Source organism: Pseudomonas sp. PDM13, assembly GCF_025685765.1.
In the GTDB taxonomy this organism is placed as follows: Bacteria; Pseudomonadota; Gammaproteobacteria; order Pseudomonadales; family Pseudomonadaceae; genus Metapseudomonas; species Metapseudomonas solani.
This window is the reverse complement of the sequence record NZ_JAOTQU010000010.1, coordinates 98,903-119,301: the sequence shown is the minus strand read 5'-3', so window position 1 is coordinate 119,301 and position 20,399 is coordinate 98,903. Positions and strand designations below refer to the sequence as shown.

Here is a 20,399-nt window from a genome sequence, read left to right as displayed (position 1 = left end):
TCGTCTTCAGGGGCGGATCAGGCTTTCGGCGGCTTGGCGGCGGCCTTGGTGGCGCGGGGTTTCTTCAGCAGCGCCGGCTTCTCTTCGGCGGCGGCCTTGGTCGCCCGGGGCTTGCGCGTGGGTGTCGGGGCGGCGACCGCTTCGGCCGGGGCACTGGCCGGCACTTCCTTGGGCTTGTTCACCCGCCGTGGCTTGGGGGCCGGTGGGCGTTCGCCACGGGTTTCCGATTCGGCGAGCTTGCGCGCCATCTCCCAGTGGCGGGCGTCCTGGCCGCTGGGTTTGCCCTCCGACTCCCAGATCTGGTACGCGAATTCGCGGATGCGCTGTTCATCTGCACTCATGGCTGCTGCTCCTGATGGGGTCTGAAACACAAGAGGTTGACGGGAAAGTCGGCCAGCGCCTCGGCCAGGGCGATACACCCTTCTACGGGGTGCAGCGGCGCCCGGGAGAACACGCCGGTAAGCGGGCTGTCGCCGATGGCGGCGGGCAGCACCACGCGGGTGTCGGCCCAGCGCTCGGGCGGAATGTGCGGGGTGACGGCCTCGCCCAGCAGCTCGCTGGCCAGGCGCGGGACCAGCACCACCAGGTAATCGCCGCCGTGGCTGCGGGCGAAGGCCAGCACCTGCTCGGCATGGGCGCCTTCCACCTGCAAGGGCTGGTAATCGCCCCGGGCGAACAGCTCGGCGCGGGCGTAGCGCACCGAGAGCACGGTCGCGATCAGTGATTGCTTGATGCGGCCGTCACGCCAGGCCGCGATCAGCCCGGGCTGGTCGGCCAGCTCGGTGAGGCTGTCGATGCGCCGGGCGAAATCCACTTCGCGGCGGTTGTCCGGGTCCACCAGGCTGAAGTCCCAGAATTCGGTGCCCTGGTAGAGATCGGGGATGCCCGGCGTGGTCATGCGCAGCAGGCACTGGGCCAGGCCGTTGAGGGCGCCGGCGGGGGCGATGGCGTTGGCCGCCGCGGCGATCTCGATGCGCAGCTCGCGGGCGGTGTCGCGGGCCAGCAGGTCATGGAGGAAGGTGCGGCAGGCCACTTCATAGGCGGCGTTGGGCGCGCTCCAGCTGCTCTGCAGCTTGGCCTCGCGCAGGGCCTTTTCCTGCCAGCGCAGCAGGCGCTCCAGGTAGGCGTTGAGGGCGTGGCGGTCGTCGGCGTCCAGGTCCAGCGGCCAGCTGCCGAGCAGGCACTGGTAGAGCATCAGCTCGTCGGCCGCGCTGGGCGCGCCCTGGTTGTCCAGTACCTCGCGCAGCGGCGTGGCCAGGCGGCGCCAGTGCTCGCAGCGGGCGGCGAACCAGGCCGAGCGTTCGCTGAGCACCGCCAGGCGTGCGCGGTTGTCTTCGCCGCGCTTGTGGTCGTGGGTGGCGGTGGTCAGCAGGTTGCCGGGGAAATCCAGCGAGCGGGCCAGGCATTGGGCGTGGAAGTCGCCGACCGGGCCGCTGAACTGCTGCGGGTCGAAACCCACGTCGTTGCGCGAGAGCAGCACCGCCGAGCGGTAGCAGGCGGTGTCTTCCACCGCCTTGGCCGCCGCTGGCGAGGTGAGCTGCTGGAAGCGCGCGAGCACCTTGCGCCGTAGCTTGCGCTGCGGCCCCGGCGGCACCTCGCGCAGGGGCTGGCCGCCCAGCCAGCGGTCGAGGTGCTGCAGCAGGGGCTGGTCGGCTTCGCCCAGGGTGCTGCGGGCGCCGGCCAGGGCCTGCTCGAAGACCCGCCGGTCCTGTTCGGAGCGGCCGAGGGCGCCGGCATAGGTGCGGTACACCGGGAAATGCACGATGAGCTCCAGCAGCGCACGGCGGATGGCGCCCAGGGTCAGGTCGCGAGTGGCGATGTCCTCGCGGGCCACCAGCAGCAGGTTCTGCGCGAGGTTTTCCAGGTCGCCCGCCAGGGAACTGGTGAGCACCAGTTGGCGGGCTTCGCGCACTTCATCCTCGAAGCGCCCGGAGCGGCCGCTGAGGGTGCTCCACAGGGCCGTGAGCTGCAGTTCGCCGAGGGGTGAGTGCTGCAACAGCGACACCTGGTTCATGAATTCATAGCCGGTGGTGCCGTCCACGAGCCAGTCGCGGGACAGGCGCTCGCCCGGGCCGAGAATCTTCTCCACGTAGATGGGGAAGTGCTGGCCGAGCAGGGCGCGCGGACGCTTGTCCAGCAGGCCCTCGACGCGCCGGCGCAGGCGGCGGCAATAGCCGCGCGGGTCGGCCAGGCCGTCGACGTGGTCGATGCGCAGGCCGTCCACCAGGCCGGCTTCGATCAGCTCGAAGACCTTGGCGTGGGTGGCCTCGAACACCTCGGGGCGTTCTACCCGCAGGCCGCCCAGCTCGTTGATGTCGAAGAAGCGCCGCCAGTTGATGTCGTCGGCGGCGGTGCGCCAGCTGGCCAGGCGGTAGTGCTGGCGTTCCAGCAACTGGTGCAGGCGTTCCAGGCCCTCGGGCGTGTCGGGGTGGTAGCGCTCCAGGGCACGCAGCAGGGGCTCGTCGCTGGGCGCGGCGGCGGCCAGCTGGCGGCGCAGTTCAGCGGCCTGTTGCCAGGCCTCGGGCTGCCCCTCCAGGGCCTCGAAGCGCGCGGCCAGCTCGGTGAGCTCTGGGGCATCGCTGGCCCGCAGCAGCTCGCCATAGCTGGGCGGGGTGAGGGGGAAACGGTGGTCGAAGTGCTGGGCATAAAGGCTGCCGCTGTCGGCGTCGTAGCGCAGGGCGATCTCCCCGGCCGCCAGCACCTCGCCATAGTCGCTGCGCAGGAAGGGCACCAGCAGCTGGCCGCGCAACAGCGGGTCGTGGGAGCGCCACTGGATGTCGAAGAACTGCGCGTAGGGGCTGCCACGGCCCCATTCGAGGACGTCGAGCCACCAGGGGTTGTCGTCGCCGCCCACGGCCATGTGGTTGGAGACGATGTCGAGGATCAGCCCCATGCGCTGCTCGCGCAGGGCGGCGACCAGGCGCTTGAGCGCGGCCTCGCCGCCCAGCTCGGGGTTGACCCGGGTGGGGTCGACCACGTCGTAGCCGTGGGTGGAGCCGCTGCGCGCGGTGAGCAGGGGTGAGGCGTAGAGGTGGCTGATGCCCAGGCGCGCGAAGTAGTGCACCAGGGGCACCGCGTCGTCGAGGGTGAAGCCACGGTGGAACTGCAGGCGCTGGGTGGCGCGGATTTCACTCATGGCCCTGGTCCTCTACCTGGCGGCGTGCTTCGTCGAGGCGGTGCAGGCGTCGCTCGGCGGCGGGGCCGTCGAGCATGGTCGCGGCGGGTTCCGCCCAGCGCCGCCGCCAGTTGGGGTGGTGGTCACCGGGGCCGGGCAGGTTGGGCTGTTCGTCGCTGCCCATCACGTCTTCCAGGGGCAGCAGCACCAGGGGCGCGGGGGTGCGGCCGATGAAGCCGATGCAGGCGTCCAGTTGCTCGTCGTTGTCGCGTTCGCCCTGCAGCGCCTGGGACTGGTCGCTGGCATAGAGCGCGGTGGTCAGGGCGAGCTTTTCCCGGGCGCGGGTCTCGCGGTCGCCGTGGCTGTGCTCGGCGCTGCGCTGGCCGGTGATCTCGCGCCACTCGATATCGCGGCCCAGCAGCCAGCCGCGCATGCTCGGCAGGTCGTGGGTGGTGGTGGTGGCGAGGGCGTCGCGGGGCCAGCTGTGGGGCGGCAGAAAGCGGCCGTCGCTTTGCTCGAAGAGCAGCACGCGCATGCCGAGGATCATCCGCTGCGCCAGTTCCTCGCGCAGGCCGGCGGGCACGGTGCCGAGGTCTTCGCCGATGACCAGGGCGCGATGGCGGAAGGATTCCAGCGAGAGCAGGCGCAGCAGGTCCTGCAGCGGGTAGTTGAGGTAGGCGCCGGCTTCCGGCGGCGCGCCCTGGGGCAGCACCCAGAGGCGCTTGAGGCCCATCACATGGTCGATGCGGATGCCGCCGGCGTGGGCCAGGTTGGCCTGGAGCATTTCGATGAAGGCGCGGTAGCCGTGGCGTTGCAGCCCTTCGGGGGAGAAGGCCGAGACGCCCCAGCTCTGCCCGGAGCGGTTGAGGATGTCCGGCGGCGCACCCACGGTCACGGCAGGCAGTAATTCGGCCTGGCGCGCCCAGGCCTGGCTGCCGGCACCGTCGGCCCCCACGGCGAGGTCGGCGATCAGGCCGATCTTCATGCCGGCGCCACGGGCGGCGCTCTGCACCCGATCCAGCCCCCGGGCCACCAGCCACTGGCAGAAGGCGTGGAAGGTGACTTCCTGTTCGTGCTCGGCAGCGAAGCGCTGCACGGCCTCGTGGTGGGGGTCGCGGTATTGCTCGGGCCACACGCGCCAGTCGGTGGGCAGGCCGCTGCGGCTCATGAAGCCGTGCAGGGCCTCGAAGCGGCAGTGTTGCAGCAGGGCGTCGCCGCCGTGCTGGCGGAAGCTGGCGAAGTCGGCGCTGAAGGCGTTCTCCGGGCCGGCAAAACCGGCGAACAGCTGGCGCAGGATGGCCTGGCGGCTGGCGGCCACGGCGGGCCAGTCGATCAGCGGCTCGGCCTCCAGGCGCGCCAGTTCGGCGCCCAGGCCGCTGGCGTTGATGGCTTCCTGCAGGGCGCGTTCACCGAGGATGCAGCCGGGGGCGGCGTGCAGCACGTTGAACAGCAGGCGGCTGGAGGGCGAGTAGGGGCTGTAGTTGTAGCTGTTGGCGCTGAACATGGCGTGCACCGGGCTCAGGGCGATGGCATCGGCGCCCTTGGCCGCGGCGCTGCGGGCCAGTTCCTCCAGGGCCTGGGTGTCGCCGAGGCCGCCGTCGCCGGGGCGGCGCAGGGAGTACAGCTGGGCGGTGAGGCCCCAGATGTGGCGGCGCTGGTGGTCGCTGAGCTGGGCCACGCTCTGGCAGGCCGGTGGTGCCACTGCCAGGGTCAGGGCCTGGTCGCCGATCAGCAGGCGCTGGTAGCCGCAGGCGGCGATGGCGGGCAGGCGGCCTTCGTGGTCGAGGCGGGCGTCGACCCGGGCGCCATCCTCCAGCTGCAGCTGGAAGGGGGTGTCGGCGGCGAAGTGACGGGCCAGGGACAGCGGCTGGCCCTGGTCCAGGGTCAGCAGCGGGGCGAGGGCGGCCTGGCTGCGCTGCTGTTCGAGGTGGGCCAGGCCGGCGTGCAGCTGCTGCTCGCTCTGCGCCGGGTAGCCGAGGGCTTCGAGCAGGGCGCGTTGGGCCTCGGGCGCCACCTGCTGGGGGCGGCCATCGGCGTCGGTCCAGTGGATGCTGAGGCCGGCGGCACCGGCCAGTTCGGCCAACAGGGCGTCGCTCATGCGCTGTCCTCCAGGGTTACGGCGACGCTGCGCGCGGCCAGCAGGCCCTGGCGGTAGTCGTCCAGGGCCGTGCGGTGGGAAAAGATCACCCGCGCGCCTTCACGGGGCAGCGGCGCGCGTACCGGCTCGGCGGCGAGGTTGAGGTCGATGCGCAGCAGGCTGCCGTCGCCCAGGCGCCAGCTGGCCGAGACGGCCTTTTCCTCCAGCACCCGGGTGCCGATGGCCTGGCTGCCGGGCAGGCGCGGCACCAGTTGCGCGTGGCGCAGTTCCAGCAAGCGCCGGTAGTACACGCGCCAGGCCTGCTGGACGGGCTCGGTGCAGGTGGCGCAGTCGGGAATGGAACCGGTGAAGGTGCCCAGGGCGTTGGGGTCGGGGATGCTCTGGCGGATCTGCTCGTCGGCGAACACCGCGAACTCGCGGAACTCGTTGCGCCGGCCGTCACGCACCGCGCGGCCCAGTTCCTCGTTGTGCGAGGTGAAGAACAGGAAGGGCTGGCGTGAGCCCCATTCCTCGCCCATGAACAGCAGCGGGATCATCGGGCTGAGCAGCAGCAGGGCGGTGGCGGCCTTGAGTTCGTCGGGCTCGGCCAGGCTGGCCAGGCGCTCGCCGAAGGCGCGGTTGCCCACCTGGTCGTGGTTCTGCAGGAACAGCACGAAGGCGGTGGGCGGCAGGTGCACGCTGGGTTCGCCGCGCAGGTGGCCGCGGCGGGTGGCCTCGCCCTGGTAGACGAAACCTTCGCCCAGGCAGCGCGCCAGCTTGCTGGTGGAATCGCTGGCGAAGTCGGCGTAATAGCCCTCGCGCTCGCCGGTGAGCAACGTGTGCAGCACGTTGTGGCCGTCGTCGTTCCATTGCGCGTCGTAGCCCTGTTCCAGCAGGCCGGCGTCGTTGTTTTCGTTCTCCAGCACCAGGTGCAGGTGGCGGCCGTTGCCGGCGGCCGCGCGCAGGCGGCTGGCCAGTTCGGTGAGGAAATCCTTCTCGGCGATGGCGTGCACCGCATCGAAGCGCAGACCGTCGACACGGTAGTCGAGCACCCACATCAGGGCGTTCTCGCAGAAGAAGTCGCGCACCTGCACCTGGCGGAAGTCGATGGCCGGGCCCCAGGGCGTCTGCCGTTCGGCATTGAAGAAGGCGCTGGCGTACTGGCCCAGGTAGTTGCCGTCGGGGCCGAAGTGGTTGTAGACGACGTCGACGAACACCATCAGGCCCAGGCCATGGGCGCTATCGATCAGCCGCTTCAAGGCCTCTGGCGTGCCGTAGGTGCTGTCGGGGGCGAAGGGCAGCACGCCGTCGTAGCCCCAGTTGCGCGCGCCGGGGAATTCCCCCAGGGGCATGAGTTCGATGGCGGTGACGCCCAGCTCCTTGAGCCCGGGCAGCAGGGCCTCGACCCGGTCGAAGCCACCCAGCAGGCCGACGTGCAGCTCGTAGATCACCGCCTCGTGCCAGGGCCGCCCGCGCCACGCCGGGTGGCGCCAGCGGTAGGCCTCGGGGTCGACCACCCGGCTGAAGCCGTGGGGGCCGTCCTCCTGGGCCCGCGAGGCCGGGTCGGGCACGCGCAGGTGTTCGTCGATCAGGTAGCGGTACAGGGTGCCGGCGCCCACGGGCAGGTGGCAGCAGTGCCAGCCTTCGCCGTGGGCACGCAGCGGGTGGCGGCTGCCGTCGGCCAGCTCCACTTCGACGAAGCGGGCGTCGGGTGCCCAGAGGGCGAAGCGCGTGGTGCCGTCCTCCTCGAGCAGCGCCCCATGGCTGCGCGTGAGGGGAAACATCAAGCCGGGCCCTCCGCCTGCAGCGCCACCGAGGTGGCCTTGAGCAGCCGCTTGTAGAGCCGGTCGTAGGGCTTCACCGATTGCCGCCAGTAGAGCGGCGAGGCCATGGCCTGGCAGCGCATGGCGTTGAGCAGCTCGGGGTGGCGGTAGACGTTTAGGGCGCGCTGCACGGCATCCAGGTAGCTGGCGGCATCGGCCTCGCGGAACAGGAAGCCGGTGACGCCATCCTCGATGGTGTCGGCCAGGCCGCCGGTGCGCCGGGCGATGGGCAGCGAACCGAAGCGCTGGGCGTACATCTGGCTCAGGCCGCAGGGCTCGAAGCGCGACGGCATGAGCAGGAAGTCGCTGCCGGCGAACATGCGCCGGGCGTCGGTCTCGTTGAAGCCCACGTGCACGCCGATACGCCGCGGGTGGCGCTGGGCGAGGTCCTGCATGGCCGCTTCCAGGGCCGGTTCGCCCCGGCCGATGATGGCCATGCGACCGCCACCTTCGACGATGGCGTCGGCGATCTCCAGGGTCAGGTCGATGCCTTTCTGCTGCACCAGGCGCGAGACCACGGCGAACAGCGGGCCGTCCATGGGCTCCAGGTCGAAGAGCTTCTCGACGTACTCGCGGTTCTCCCGTTTGCCCTGCCACAGCTGGGCGCTGAAGCTGGCCACCAGGTGTTCGTCGGTGCGCGGGTCCCAGCTTTCGTCGATGCCGTTGGTGATGCCGCTGAGCTGGCCCTGGTCGACGCGGTGCTTGAGCATGCCTTCCAGGCCGCAGCCGAAGTCCTCGGTGGTGATCTCGTGGGCGTAGTTCTCGCTCACGGTGGTCACGTGGTTGGCATGGGCGATGCCGGCCTTGAGGAACGACAGCTTGCCGTAGAACTCCATGCTCTCGTGGCTGCAGGCTTCCGGCGGCAGGCCCAGCTCGGGGCTGCATTGCGGGTCGATCAGGCCCTGGTAGGCAAGGTTGTGGATGGTGAACACGCTGGGCGTGGTCTGCCCGCGCCAGGCCATGTACGCGGGGGCTAGACCGGCGGGCCAGTCGTTGGCGTGGATCAGCTCCGGGCACCAGCTGAGGCAGGCGGTGCCGGCGGCCAGCTCGGCGGCGGCCAGGCCCAGGCGGGCGAAGCGGATGTGGTTGTCCGGCCAGTCGCGGCCGTTGGCGTCGCCGTAGGGCGTGCCTTCGCGCTCGTAGAGCTCGGGGCAGATGATCACGTAGACGATCAGGCCGTCGGGCAGGTCCATGCGGCCGATGCGGCAGGCGGGCAGGGCGGCGTGCCCCGGCACCCGGCCGATCACGCGGATCGGGTGGCCACTCTCCAGCACCTGCCGGTAACCGGGGATGAGGACGCGAACGTCATGTCGGGAAGCCAGGGCACGGGGCAGGGCAGCAGAAACGTCCCCCAGGCCGCCGACCTTGACCAGATCGGCGAACTCCGAGGTGACGAAGAGAATTCTTTTCTTGTTGGTGTGCAGGCTTTCAACATGCAGCTGGGGGCGATTGGTCATGGAACTCAAACCCCCGAGCTGAGCGCTCGCTACAGCATTTCCCATATCATCCTCCGCTATCCGAAATTCCCTGATACGGGGGATGCCGTCCTCGCCACCCATGCACGGGCCATCGTTCCTGCATCGCATGAACGCCGATGCCAGTTGGAAAGATGAGTTTGAAAACCGAGCACAGACGTCACATCCCCACATAAACCCTGACCGGGCGCAGCGCGGAGAAGTTTCGACTTTTTTTCCCTCCGACCGGCTGTCGGGGAACTTTGGCGATGGCGGTTGTCGGCTGCCGCATCGCGAATGAATTCGCTCCCACGACATGCGCGCCCGTCGCCTGGGACGGTGGATTGGGGGAACTCGGGGGCGCGGGGGTATTCCTAGCCTCTACAACAGGCACAGCGATACCCGGAGGCCGTCATGCAGAGCGTCGAGCAGGTTGTGAGTTTCCTCGAGAAGTACCAGCTGTCCCTGGTGACCGCCGAATCCTGCACCGGGGGGCTGATGGCTTCCCTGCTGGCCGGCGTGCCCGGTTGCGGCGCGGTGCTGGACCGCGGCTACGTGGCCTATTCGCCCACCGCCAAGCAGCAATGCCTGGGGGTGGACCCGGCGACCATCGCCCGCTACGGGCTGACCAGCGAAGAGGTGGCGCGGGAGATGGCCCTGGGCGCCCTGGCCAATAGCGAGGCCAGCGTGGCCCTGGCCAATACCGGCATGGCCGAGGCTGAAGGCCCCCTGGACGGCCTGGTGTGCTTCGCCTGCGCCATGCTGATGGACGGCGAGCCCTGGGTGGTCAGCGAGCAGTTGCGCTTCGACGGCGATCGCAACCAGGTGCGCGAGGCCGCCGCCCAGCATGTGCTGCTGCAGTTGCCCTATTACTACGAGCGCCTGCACCAGGCCATCGCCGCACGCCTGCCGGGCGCGGCGGCCAACGGCTGAGTCACACCGGCGGCTGGCGCTCGGGCTCGACGATGGGTTCCGGGTGCCGCCCGCCGAGTTCCGGCGCTTGGCTGCGGGTCAGCTCGGCGCGCAGCTGCGGCAGGCAATGCGGGTAGCGGTGGGCGATGAAATTCAGCAGGTTCTCCCGCAGGTAGCAGCGCAGGTCCCAGTTGCGGGAGGAGTCGATGGAGCTGACCAGCACCCGCAGCTGGATGGAACGCTCGGTGGTGTCCACCAGTTGCAGCACGCTGACGCGGCCGTCCCACAGCTGCGGCACTTCCTTGCACAGGCGGTCCAGCTCCTGGCGCAGCGGGTCCAGCGGCATCTCGTAATCGGCCCAGAGCACCACCGCCCCGGTGATCGACGAGCTGACCCGGGTCCAGTTCTGGAAGGGGTTCTCGATGAACCACTGCAAGGGCACCACCAGCCGGCGGTCATCCCAGATGCGCACCACCACGTAGGTGCCGGTTATTTCCTCGATGCGCCCCCATTCGTTCTCGACGATCACCACGTCATCCAGGCGGATGGGCTGGGTGATGGCGATCTGCAGGCCGGCGATCAGGTTGCCCAGCACCGGCTTGGCGGCGAAGCCCACCGCGAGGCCGGCGACGCCCGCGGAAGCCAGCAGGCTGGTGCCGAACTGGCGCGCGGTGGGGAAGGTCATGAGCATGGTGGCGGCGCCGAACAGCAGCACGAAGAAGCTCAGGGTGCGCACCAAGACGCGGGTCTGGGTCTGGATGCGGCGGGCGCGCAGGTTGTCGCTGATGTCCACCGGGTTGTGCAGCAGGATCACCTGTTGCACTGCGTCCACGGCGCGCAGGCCAAGCCAGGTGAAGGTGCCGATGATGGCCATCGAGGTAAGCTGGCGCAGGGCGCCGATGAACAGCAGGTCATCCGGGGCAGCGCTCCACACCGTCTGCAGGCCCAGCAGGGGCAGCAGCAGGTAGAGCGGCCGGCGCACGCGCTGCAGCAGTTCGCGCAGGAACAGCACCGGCTTGGCCAGGCGAACCAGCACGCGCATCACGCCGCGCGCCACCAGGCTGAGGATCAGCACCACCGCTGCGGCGGTAAGCAGGGCCTTGAGCTCCGGCAGCGGCAGGTAGGGCAGCCAGTCTTCGAACATGGGAAACCTCCAGGATCGCGGTGACCCTGTTAGTGACCCGGAGCCCGATGATGGGTTCGGGTGGATTGCCCCGACCGTTCTTGTGGCGCTTGCGGCGACTGTAGGGGCGACTTCAGTCGCCCAACGCACCATCCCCAGGCACAAAGCGCATCCCCGGGCTGAAGCCCGGGCTACGAATCCGACGGTTCCATGAGGCAGAGAAATCTCCTGAACCGCCGCGCCACGGCGCGGCCGAAGTACAGGAGCCCCTTGCCTGGAGATGCCTATGAATGCCGAAGCCCAAGCCTGTGCCGATGCCTGCCTGGTGTGCGCCGACGAATGCGCGCAATGCGTGACCGCGAGTCGCCTGGATGAGGGCGGGGAATACCTGGAACGCTGCATCGAGCTGAGCCGCGAATGCGCGGACAGCTGCCTGCTGATGCAGGAGCTGGTGGAGCGCGAGAGCGCCCAGGTGGTGGGTTTCGGCAGGTTCTGCGCGAGTATCTGCCGGCTGTGCGCCGCCGAATGCCGGCGCCATGACCTGGCGCACTGCCAGCGGCTGGCCCAAGTCTGTGAGGACTGTGCACAGCAATGCCAGGGCCTGGGCCTGGCTGCCTGAGGCTCAGGGCACGAAGCGCAGGGCGCTGGGGGCCGGGGTGCTGACCCTTTGCACCTGCTCCACCAGCAGGCCGCTTTGCGGGTCGCGGCTGAACACCACCAGGCTGTCGCTCTTCTGGTTGGCCACCAGCAGGAAACGCCCGTCCGGGGCGAAGGTGAATTCCCTAGGCTCATCGCCACCGCTGGCGTGGCGCTGCACCTCGCTGAGGCTGCCGTCGGCGGCGCTCACCGCATAGACCACGATCTGGTTCTCCACGCCTCGACGGGCGACGTAGAGGAAGCGCCCGTCCGGCGACAGGTGGATGGCGCCCAGGCGGCGATCGCCCTCGGCGTTGGCGCCGGGCGGGTCCAGGTCCATCAGGCCCTGTTGTTCCAGCTTGGCCTCGTCGCGGCCGAGGATGGCGATCTGGTTGGACAGTTCCAGGGTCAGGTAGGCGCGGTTGCCGCTGCGGTTGAACACCAGGTGGCGCGGGCCGCTGCCCTTGGGCAGGGCGAAGGCGCCGGGTTTGGCCGCCTGCAGCGGCTTCTTCGGTTTATCCCCGTCGTAACGGTAGGCGTAGACCTTGTCGGCACCCAGGTCGGTGACGAAGAGGAAATCGCCGGCCGGCACCGCCGCGTGCATGTGCGAGGAGCCCTGGCGCTGCGAGCCGCGCCGGGAGAAGGGCTGGCGCACCAGCTGGGCGACCGGGCCGAGGGTGCCATGGGCGCTGACCGGGACGGCCACCAGGCTGCCACCGGGCGTGGGCTTGCTGCCGTAGTGGGCGACGAAGAGGAAGCGGCCATCCTCGCTGAGGCTGGCATGGGTAGGCTCGGCGCCCTTGGTCGCCACCTGGCTCAGGGGCGTGAGGCTGTGCTCGTCACCCTCGCCGATGGCGAAGCTGCTGACCTGGCCGGCCGGGTCGCGGCCCCTGGGCGGGTTCTCGTTGGTGGCGAACAGCTGGCGGGCATCCGGCGAGAGCACCAGCCACGAGGGGTTGGCGCTGGCCAGGGTCTGCAGCGGCTTCTCCGTCAGCCGGCCCTGGGTGCCGTCGAAGGCGAAGCGCTGGATGCCGGGGCAGGCCTCGCCGGCGCAGCCCACCAGCAGTTGGGAGGTGTCGACGGGGGGCCGGCCGGCACAGCCGGCGAGCAGGGTCATGGCGCAGAACAGCAGTGGGACGTTACGCGGCATCGATCATTCCTTGGGCAGGGCGAAGGCCAGGACGTAGTCGCCCTGGCGGGTGTGCAGGGAACCATGACCACCGGCGACCACCAGCACGTACTGGCGGCCATCCTTGCCGGTGTAGCTCATGGGCGTGGCCTGGCCGCCGGCGGGCAGGCGGCCTTCCCAGAGCTGCTTGCCATTGCGCACGTCGTAGGCGCGCAGGTACTGGTCGAGGGTGCCGGCGAGGAAGGCGACGCCCCCACCAGTCATCACGCTGCCGCCCAGGCTGGGTACGCCCATGGGCAGCGGGATGGGGATCGGCGAGCTGTCGCGCACGGTGCCATTCTTGTGTTTCCAGGCGACTTTCATGGTGGTCAGGTCCAGGGCCGCGACGTAGCCCCAGGGCGGCGACTGACAGGGCAGGCCGAGGGGCGAGAGCAGCGGCGATAACAGGGCGCCGAAGGGCGCACCCTTGTTCGGCTGTACGCCTTCGATCTCGCTCTTGCGCGCAGGTTCATCGGTGGCACTGCCTTCGGGCACCAATTTCGAGGTGAAGGCCATGTAGCTGGGGTTGAGGAAGGCGATCTGGCGCTCCGGGTCCACCGCGATGCCGCCCCAGTCGAAGACCCCGAAGTTGCCGGGGTAGACCAGGCTGCCCTGCTCGGAGGGCGGAGTGTAGATGCCCTCGTAGCGCAGGGAACGGAAGGCGATGCGACAGAGCATCTGGTCGATCGGCGTGCCGCCCCACATGTCGCGCTCCTGCAGGGGCGGCGGCATCAGGTTGAGTGCGGACATGGGCTGGGTGGGGGCGGTGAAGTCGCCCTTGGCGGCGCCCTGGGGCACGGGAGTTTCCCTGACCGGGACGATGGGCTCGCCGGTGCGCCGGTCGAGCACGTAGAGGCTGCCCTGCTTGGTGGAGGCGATCAGCGCCGGGCGCGGGGCCTCGCCGGCCTTCTGCGGCGGCAGGTCCACCAGGCTCGGCTGGCCGCCGACGTCCATGTCCCAGAGGTCGTGGTGGGTCATCTGGAAGGTCCAGCGCACCTTGCCGGTGGCGATCTCCAGGGCGGTGACCCCGGCGCTATAGGTTTCCGAGGCCTTGGTCCGGCGACCGCCCCATTGGTCCGGGGTCTGGTTGCCCATGGGCAGGTAGAGCAGGCCGAGCTTCTCGTCGAGGCTCATCACCGACCACATGTTCGGCGAGTTGCGGGTGTAGGTACGGCCCTCGGGCAGCGGCGCGGTGTCGTCAGGGTTGCCGGCGTCCCAGTTCCACACCAGGTGGCCGTCGTGCACGTCGTAGGCGCGGATCACGCCCGAGGGCTCATCCTCGGAGACGTTGTCGGTGACATGGCCGCCGATGATCACCAGGTCGCGGCTGACGCCGGGCGGCGAGGTGGAGTAGTAGCCGCCCGGGGTGAAGCTGCCGATGCCGCGGGTGAGGTCGATGGAACCCTTGTCGCCGAAGTCTTCGCAGGGCTTGCCGTCATCGGCGTCCAGGGCCATCAGGCGGGTGTCGGCGGTGGGCAGGAACAGGCGCCGTTCGCAGCGCTTGCCATCGCTGGGGGTGTCTTGCTGGTGGTAGGCGACGCCGCGGCAGGTCATGTGGGCCCAGCCCTTGAAGCTGTCGGCGTGCTGGGTGCTGATCTTCGGGTCGAAGCGCCAGATCTCGCGGCCGCTGTCCGGGTCCAGGGCGATCACCTGGCTGTGCGGGGTGCACACGTAGAGCATGCCGTTGGCCTTGAGCGGGGTGTTCTCGGCAGTGGTTTCCTGCGGGTCGTCCGGGCCGGGCAGGTCGCCGGTGCGGTAGCTCCAGGCCAGCTCCAGCTTGTGGGCGTTCTCCGGGGTGATCTGCCCCAGGGGCGAGTAGCGGTCGCCGGCGTTGCTGCGCCCGTAGGCCTGCCAGTCGCCTTCCGGCATCGGCGGCTCGCTCTGCACCGCCAGGGGGTTGCCGCGGCCGATCTCGCCTTCCAGGTTGTGGGGCTCGGTGAACTGGCTGAGCAAGGCCACGGCGCCGGCCAGCAGCACCGCCACCAGCAGCGCACCGCTATTCGCCCGCGAGGTGCCACCGGCCAGGCCACCGCGCGCCCAGGGCAGCAGCAACAGCACACCGATGCCGAACCACAGGGCCAGGCGCGGCACCAGTTGCCACCAGTCCAGGCCCACCTCCCAGAGCGCCCAGGCGGTGGAGGCAGCCAGCGTCACGGCGAACACCAGCAGGCCGGCGCCGAGGCCGTTCCACAGCAGGAAGCCGGCCACCAGCAGGGCGCCACCGGTGAGCGGGTAGTACCAGGAGCCGCCGATCCAGACCAGGCGGATGCCGCCGATGAGCAACGCGAGGCCGAGCAGCAGCAGGAATAAGGCGAGCAGGCGGGCGAGGGGAGAAGGGCGGGCGCCGGGGGCGGACATGGGCAGTCCTCCGAATGGGGTACTTGTGGGTGTAGTCGGGGGCGGCGGAACACGCGAATGGCGCGGCCTCGCTGAAGAGATCGAACCTTGGCGGGGGGAATAGTTCAGCACCAGGCCGGTGGGGTGGCACCTGGTCATCATTCCGTCATGCGCTTCGGGTTAGCTGTGCGCCATCCCTTCCAGCCTGGCTGGAGGGCCCGGCGTGCCTGGCCTGCGAATTTTCCCTGAACCGTCCTCGCCCAGCCTCCCTCTGAACCTCTGTGACCCTTTCACTGGTGAGCAAGACCATGAACCAGTTATTCGCAATGCTGCTCGGCCTGTTCGGCGCGGGCGATACCGTGGCCGACGAGCAGAAGTCCGTGCAGCCGCTCCCCGAACCCATCAGCGTGCAGCAGTGGCAGGCCGCCTTCGATGAAGCCCTGGCGCTGCCGGAGATCCGCTACTCGTCATCGGACCTGGTGACCATCGTCAAGAACGAGCGCAACGGCGCGGTGTACCTGTTCACAACCAGCAAGCACCCGGCCTACCCGGCGATGATCGAGCGGCGCCTGGTGGGGTCGGATGGCCTGCGCTATTCCAGCACCGGCAGCTACGCGGGAGATGGCCAGGCCTATGCGGCCTGGCTGGAGAAGTACCGCCAGTTCGACAACCGTCCCTATGAGTCGATGGCTGCGAGCAAGGGCACGGAGCTGTCTTCGGCCAACTGACGGGTATCTCTAAAAACTACCTGCGCTGCCATTGTGCAGGGTGGGGAATCAGGGCTCGGCCTTGAACGCGGCGCCCCGGCGGGTGAGGGTGATTTCGGTGGCGCTGATCAACAGCAGGCCCTGACCGTCGCTCTGCTCACCATGCAACAGCTGGCCGCTGATCAGGCCAAGCTCCGCGAGATCGCGCAAGCCGATCATGACCCGGGCAGGGTCGCCTTCCAGAACTGAGGCATCACGAGGGGCGTCCTCGCTGAGCTGGGCAAGGAGGGAACGCAGGAGCAGGGTGCGGCTTTGGATATCCATGTACGGGACTGCGGTGGGGACCGTCGCTGATTCTAGATCAGCTTGGCCCGGCGTGGTGTGGCGATTGTCGGACATCTGCAAAAGCCGGGTTGCGCCGGATCTCCATACCGACCCAGCACCCCGATACCGTAGGAGCGAGCTCTGCTCGCGAAGCCCTTCTTCGCCTTCGAAGCGCATTGATGGATTGCGCGGAACGCTGCCCGACCCATCCTGCGGGGCTGCACACGGCCATGAAATTCCCAGCCGACAAATTTTTCACGTCTTCTTGATCCGGCCTTTACGGGCGCTGCTCCAGGGTATGGCCATCTTCTGGAGGATGCGCCATGACGCCCGGACCCCGACTCTCGCTGTTTTTCGCAGGCCTTTTGGCCGTCGCTTCGCTGGCCGTGCCGCTGGCCCAGGGCAATACCCAGGTTCCGGAGCCGGCGGCTTTGCTGTCGCGCCAGGCCTGGGCGGTGTCGCTGGACCCAGGCTTCAACCTGTACCGCATGACCCCCTCGCTGTTCCGCAGCGCACTGCCGGATGCCCGCGACCTGCCGCAGCTGCAGCGCCTGGGCGTGCGCACGGTGGTGAGTTTCATCAAGGACAACGACGCCGATTGGCTGGGCGATGCCCAGGTGCGCCGGGTGAGCATTCCGCTGCATGCCGACCGGGTCGATGACGTGGACGTGCTCCGCGTGCTGCGGGTGTTGCGCCAGGCCGAAGCCCAGGGGCCGGTGCTGATGCACTGCAAGCACGGCCGCGACCGCACCGGCCTGATGGCGGCCATGTACCGCACCGTGGTGCAGGGCTGGAGCCGCGCCGATGCGCTGGCGGAGATGAAGGCCGGTGGCTTCGGCGATGCGCGGCAGATGGGCGATGCCATCGCCTATGTCGAGGGCGCCGATATCGACGCCCTGCGCCAGGCCCTGGACAGCGGCGCCTGCAGCACCCGCACCCTGGCCGCGTGCCAGGTGGGGCGCTGGTTGCGCGCCACCTTCGGCGAGCGGCCGGATGAAGAGGTGGCCCAGGGCGATGCCGTCCAGCGGAGCCGTACCGACTCCTAACAGCGGCTTTCGCAGGATGCGTCGGGCGGCGTTCCGCGAGCGAAGCGAAACCCATGCGCTGGAGGAGGGAATCCGGCGTGCGTGGATTCGCGAGCAGAGCTCGCTCCTACGAGGCGGGTGCCGTGGCTGGGCTGAGGCGCAGCCGCTTTGCGGATGAATTCGCACCTGCAGGAATGACGAACAGTGGCCAGCCCCGCCGTAGGGTGTGCCGCGTGCACCTCGCGTGGACACCGAGTCGGCGGAAGAGGAGCGGTGGGCTGAAGCGGAGCGCCGCCCGGCCCACCCTACGAGGGTGCGTCGAGGGGCGTTGTGGCTCGGCGGCAATCCATAGGTTGCCGGCAGCTCCGTTTGGTAGATGAAAAAAGCGTCATCCACCCTACACAGCCCTCACCATCGTGCGGCTGGGTTCAGTCGTCCGGGCTGATGATGCCCTTGCGCACGGCGTAGAGGACCAGGCCGGGGACGTCGTGGATGTCCAGGCGCTTCATGATCTGGGCGCGGTGGGCTTCCACGGTCTTGACGCTGAGGCCGAGGCCGTCGGCGATGGAGCGGGTGGAGGCGCCGCGGCTGATCAGGCGGAGGATCTCCACCTGGCGCTGGGTGAGGCCGGGGTCTTCGCTGCCGTGCTGGCGGGCCAGGGCCTGGTCGATCACCGGCTGGGCGATGGCCGAGCTGAGGTAGCGCTGGCCCCGGTCGACGGCTTTGAGGGCGAGGGCCAGTTCGACCATGGCGGCGTCCTTGAGCAGGTAGCCGTAGGCGCCTTTCTCCAGGGCGGAGAGCACCACGTCGGCATCGGTGTGCATCGACAGCATCAGTACGCGGGATTCGGGCACGCGGGTGCCGAGGCGCTGCAGGGCCTCAAGGCCATCCACACCGTGCATGGAGATGTCGAGGAGAATGATGTCCGGCTTCAGTCGCTCGGCCATCTCGACGGCCTGTTCGCCGTCCTCCGCTTCTCCAACTACTTCGTAACCCTCCAGGTCGTTGACCATGGCGCGGACGCCAACGCGGATCAGTGCGTGGTCGTCGGCCAGCAACAGGCGACAGGTCATGGGCGCTCCTTGCGCAACGCGTCGGTCATGCATTACTCCAGGTGCAGGCTGCCCTGAAAAAGAGCAGGCCTACAGGTACGGAGTAGCATCCGACACGAAGGTTCGCCCGGATCGACCGGACGGACGGTAGCACCGGGCCAGTATCCTGCTGGCCCGTTTCAGCGGTTGCAGCCCTCTATTTAGCGGCTTCGGCGGTCTTGTCGGGTGTTTGCCCCCGTGAGTAGCGAACGATCACTTCAGAAAGTTTCGACAGGGGTTCTGTGCTTTGCGCGGCGCCCATGCGCAGGGCTTCCTTGGGCATGCCGAAGACCACGCAGCTGGCTTCGTCCTGGGCTACGGTGCGGGCGCCGGCCTCGCGCATGGCCAGCAGGCCCCGCGCACCGTCGTCGCCCATGCCGGTCATGATCACCCCCAGGGCGTTGTGCCCGGCGTGGCGGGCGACGGAGCGGAACAGCACGTCCACCGAGGGTTTGTGGCGGTTGACGTGGGGCCCGTCGAGCACTTCGACAAAGTACTGCGCGCCGCTGCGCTTGAGCTGCATGTGGCGCCCGCCGGGGGCGACCAGGGCCAGGCCGGGGCGCACGCGGTCCATGTGCCGGGCTTCGCGCACGTCGATCTCGCAGACGGTGTCCAGGCGCTGGGCGAAGGCGGCGGTGAATTTCTCCGGCATGTGCTGGACGATGACGATGCCGGGGCAGTCCACCGGCAATTGCCGCAGCACCACTTCCAGGGCCTGGGTGCCGCCGGTGGAGGTGCCCAGGGCCACCACCCGGTCGGTGGTGGCGTAGCCGGTGGGGCGTGCCGCCGGTTCGGCCGGCGCCGCTGCCGGCGCGGCCTTGGCCGGCGGTGGCGGTGGCGCGCTGCGCGGCATGGCGTGGGGGCGGCTGCGGGCGGCCAGTTCGATCTGCCGGATGAGGTCGCCGGAGAGCTGCTGCAGGCTGTCCTTGAGCCCCTGGCGGGCCTTGGTGAACACGCCCACGGCGCCGGCGGCGAGGGCTTCCAGGGTGATGGCGGCGCCGGCTTCGGTGAGGGTAGAGCAGATGATCGAGGGCGTCGGCCGTTCGGCCATGATCTTGCGCAGGAAGGTGATGCCGTCCATGCGCGGCATTTCCACGTCCAGGACCAGCACGTCGGGCCATTGCTTGCGCATCTTGTCGAGGGCGAACAGCGGGTCGGCGGCCTGGCCGATGACCTGGATGCCGGGGTGGCTGTCCAGGCAGGCGGTGAGCACCTGCCGCACCAGGGCGGAGTCGTCGACGATGAACACCTTGATCGGGTTCGGGGCGGGTTTGCTGAGCGGGCTCATGTGCGTTGGAATACCGAAGGCCGCACGGCACGCAGCGGCAGGTTGAAGCCATGTAGGCTTTCCGCATGGCCGATGAAGAACAGGCCGTCCGGGCGCAGGCGCTCCACCAGGCGCGCGACCATGGCGCGCTTTTCCTCCTGGCCGAAATAGATGAGCACGTTGCGCAGGAAGATCACGTCGAAGGGGCCGATCTCCTTGGGGATCGGCCGGGTCAGGTTGAGTTCGGCGAAGGTCACCCGGTGGCGCAGGGCCTGGCTCATGCGGAACAGCCCCTCGCTTTCCTCCACGCCCTTGAGGCAGTGGCGCTTGAGCCAGCCGGTGGGGAAGTTTTCCGCCTGCTCCATGGGGTAGGTGGCCAGGCGCGCCGTTTCCAGCACGCGGCGGCTGAGGTCGCTGGCGAAGATCGACCAGTCCTGGGTGCGGGCGTTCTCGGCCAGGGTCATGGCCATGCTGAAGGCTTCCTGGCCGGAGGAGCTGGCGGCGCTCCACAGATGCAGTGGGCGGCGCTGGTGGGTGACCCATTCGCCGAGCTGCTTGAAGTGCTGCGGCTCGCGGAAGAAGTAGGTTTCGTTGGTGGTCAGCAGGTCGATGACCGTGCGCCGCTCCTCCTGGCCGGCGGGGTCGTCGAGCACCTTCATGTAGTCGCCGTAGCTGGTCAGGTCGAGGGCGCGCAGGCGGCCCATCAGGCGGCCGGCCATCAGCGTGCGTTTCTGCTCGGCCATGCGGATCCCCGAGGCCTCCAGCATCATCTGCTGCAGGCGGCGGAAGTCGCTGTCGCTGAGCTTGGGCAGGTGGCTGGTGGGCATCAGCCGGCCTGCTGGGCGAGGCTCAGCTGGCGGATGTCGTCCAGCGAGAGCACACGGCGCACGTCGAGGATGATGGTGAAACCGCGCTCGTCGCGGGCCATGCCGGCGATGAAGTCGGTGCGGATGCCGGCGCCGAAGGGCGGTGCCTGCTCGACCTTGTCGGATTCGATGTCCAGCACCGCATCGACGGCGTCCACCACCAGGCCGATGCGTTGCTGCTGCTCATCCAGGTTGAGTTCGATGATGACGATGCAGGTGCGGTTGTTCGGCACGCTCAGCTCGAAGCCGAAGCGTGCCGCCAGGTCCAGCACCGGCACCACGTTGCCGCGCAGGTTGATCACCCCGTGGATGAAGGGCGGCATCATCGGCACGGTGGTGACCTGGCCGTATTCGATGATCTCGCGCACCAGGTCGATGGGCAGGGCGTAGCGCGCCTGGCGCACCCGGAACGACAGGTGCTGGATGCTGGTGGGCAGGGCCACCGGCACCATGGCCTTGGCTTCGTTCATGCCG

At 69.2% G+C, this 20,399-nt stretch carries 17 protein-coding genes; 4 read left to right on the top strand and 13 right to left on the bottom strand.

The features are described 5' to 3' along the window. Positions 1 to 17: 17 nt before the first annotated feature. Genes OEJ36_RS12970 through glgA form a run of 5 tightly spaced genes read right to left on the bottom strand, consistent with a single transcriptional unit; the run spans position 18 to position 8,517 of the window. Positions 18 to 341 carry a DUF2934 domain-containing protein gene (locus OEJ36_RS12970; RefSeq protein ID WP_263401827.1) on the bottom strand — a complete coding sequence of 108 codons (324 nt, stop codon included), beginning with the start codon at positions 339 to 341 and terminating at the stop codon, positions 18 to 20. Further along, positions 338 to 3,136 (bottom strand): malto-oligosyltrehalose synthase, encoded by a 2,799-nt coding sequence (locus OEJ36_RS12965; RefSeq protein WP_263401826.1) that lies wholly within the window; start codon positions 3,134 to 3,136, stop codon positions 338 to 340. Before OEJ36_RS12965 ends, OEJ36_RS12970 begins: the two co-directional genes overlap by 4 nt. Further along, positions 3,129 to 5,213 carry a 4-alpha-glucanotransferase gene (gene malQ / locus OEJ36_RS12960; RefSeq protein WP_263401825.1) on the bottom strand — a complete coding sequence of 695 codons (2,085 nt, stop codon included), beginning with the start codon at positions 5,211 to 5,213 and terminating at the stop codon, positions 3,129 to 3,131. Before malQ ends, OEJ36_RS12965 begins: the two co-directional genes overlap by 8 nt. Beyond that, a complete protein-coding gene (gene treZ, locus OEJ36_RS12955; protein WP_263401824.1) occupies positions 5,210 to 6,976 on the bottom strand; it encodes a malto-oligosyltrehalose trehalohydrolase in 1,767 nt (588 codons plus the stop codon). Before treZ ends, malQ begins: the two co-directional genes overlap by 4 nt. Next, positions 6,976 to 8,517, bottom strand: a complete 1,542-nt coding sequence (gene glgA, locus OEJ36_RS12950; RefSeq protein WP_411860999.1) for a glycogen synthase GlgA — start codon at positions 8,515 to 8,517, stop codon at positions 6,976 to 6,978. Before glgA ends, treZ begins: the two co-directional genes overlap by 1 nt. A gap of 366 nt (positions 8,518 to 8,883) precedes the next feature. Here glgA and OEJ36_RS12945 point away from each other — a divergent pair, with 366 nt between their 5' ends. Continuing rightward, a complete protein-coding gene (locus tag OEJ36_RS12945) occupies positions 8,884 to 9,402 on the top strand; it encodes a CinA family protein (RefSeq protein ID WP_263401822.1) in 519 nt (172 codons plus the stop codon). A gap of 1 nt (position 9,403) precedes the next feature. Here OEJ36_RS12945 and OEJ36_RS12940 read toward each other — a convergent pair whose 3' ends face one another. Beyond that, on the bottom strand, positions 9,404 to 10,525 hold the full coding sequence (locus OEJ36_RS12940; RefSeq protein ID WP_317891579.1) for a mechanosensitive ion channel family protein: 1,122 nt from the start codon (positions 10,523 to 10,525) through the stop codon (positions 9,404 to 9,406). A 265-nt stretch (positions 10,526 to 10,790) separates the two neighbouring features. Between OEJ36_RS12940 and OEJ36_RS12935 the strand changes: the two genes are divergently transcribed. Further along, positions 10,791 to 11,123, top strand: a complete 333-nt coding sequence (locus tag OEJ36_RS12935; RefSeq protein WP_263401821.1) for a four-helix bundle copper-binding protein — start codon at positions 10,791 to 10,793, stop codon at positions 11,121 to 11,123. A 3-nt stretch (positions 11,124 to 11,126) separates the two neighbouring features. On the opposite strand, the gene OEJ36_RS12930 is transcribed toward OEJ36_RS12935, so the two are convergent. Then, the gene (locus OEJ36_RS12930; RefSeq protein ID WP_263401820.1) at positions 11,127 to 12,290 is read right to left on the bottom strand and encodes a lactonase family protein; all 1,164 of its coding nucleotides are present in this window, start codon (positions 12,288 to 12,290) and stop codon (positions 11,127 to 11,129) included. Positions 12,291 to 12,293: 3 nt separating this feature from the next. After that, positions 12,294 to 14,666, bottom strand: a complete 2,373-nt coding sequence (locus tag OEJ36_RS12925; RefSeq protein ID WP_263401819.1) for a glucose/quinate/shikimate family membrane-bound PQQ-dependent dehydrogenase — start codon at positions 14,664 to 14,666, stop codon at positions 12,294 to 12,296. A gap of 287 nt (positions 14,667 to 14,953) precedes the next feature. Here OEJ36_RS12925 and OEJ36_RS12920 point away from each other — a divergent pair, with 287 nt between their 5' ends. Beyond that, on the top strand, positions 14,954 to 15,373 hold the full coding sequence (locus OEJ36_RS12920) for a hypothetical protein (RefSeq protein WP_263401818.1): 420 nt from the start codon (positions 14,954 to 14,956) through the stop codon (positions 15,371 to 15,373). Between the two features lie 48 nt (positions 15,374 to 15,421). Here OEJ36_RS12920 and OEJ36_RS12915 read toward each other — a convergent pair whose 3' ends face one another. Next, entirely contained in the window at positions 15,422 to 15,676 is a 255-nt protein-coding gene (locus tag OEJ36_RS12915) for a hypothetical protein (protein ID WP_263401817.1), read from the bottom strand. 323 nt (positions 15,677 to 15,999) lie between these two features. On the opposite strand from OEJ36_RS12915, the gene OEJ36_RS12910 reads away from it, so the two are divergent. Then, a complete protein-coding gene (locus OEJ36_RS12910; protein WP_317891578.1) occupies positions 16,000 to 16,722 on the top strand; it encodes a tyrosine-protein phosphatase in 723 nt (240 codons plus the stop codon). 407 nt (positions 16,723 to 17,129) lie between these two features. On the opposite strand, the gene OEJ36_RS12905 is transcribed toward OEJ36_RS12910, so the two are convergent. From OEJ36_RS12905 to OEJ36_RS12890, 4 genes are all read right to left on the bottom strand, one after another. After that, on the bottom strand, positions 17,130 to 17,774 hold the full coding sequence (locus tag OEJ36_RS12905) for a response regulator transcription factor (RefSeq protein ID WP_263401816.1): 645 nt from the start codon (positions 17,772 to 17,774) through the stop codon (positions 17,130 to 17,132). Between the two features lie 175 nt (positions 17,775 to 17,949). Beyond that, positions 17,950 to 19,080 (bottom strand): chemotaxis response regulator protein-glutamate methylesterase, encoded by a 1,131-nt coding sequence (locus OEJ36_RS12900; protein WP_263401815.1) that lies wholly within the window; start codon positions 19,078 to 19,080, stop codon positions 17,950 to 17,952. Then, a complete protein-coding gene (locus tag OEJ36_RS12895; RefSeq protein WP_263401814.1) occupies positions 19,077 to 19,886 on the bottom strand; it encodes a CheR family methyltransferase in 810 nt (269 codons plus the stop codon). Before OEJ36_RS12895 ends, OEJ36_RS12900 begins: the two co-directional genes overlap by 4 nt. Continuing rightward, complete coding sequence (locus OEJ36_RS12890; protein ID WP_263401813.1) at positions 19,886 to 20,395, bottom strand: chemotaxis protein CheW; 510 nt, start codon at positions 20,393 to 20,395, stop codon at positions 19,886 to 19,888. The genes OEJ36_RS12895 and OEJ36_RS12890 overlap by 1 nt, the downstream gene beginning before the upstream one ends. Positions 20,396 to 20,399 lie beyond the last annotated feature (4 nt).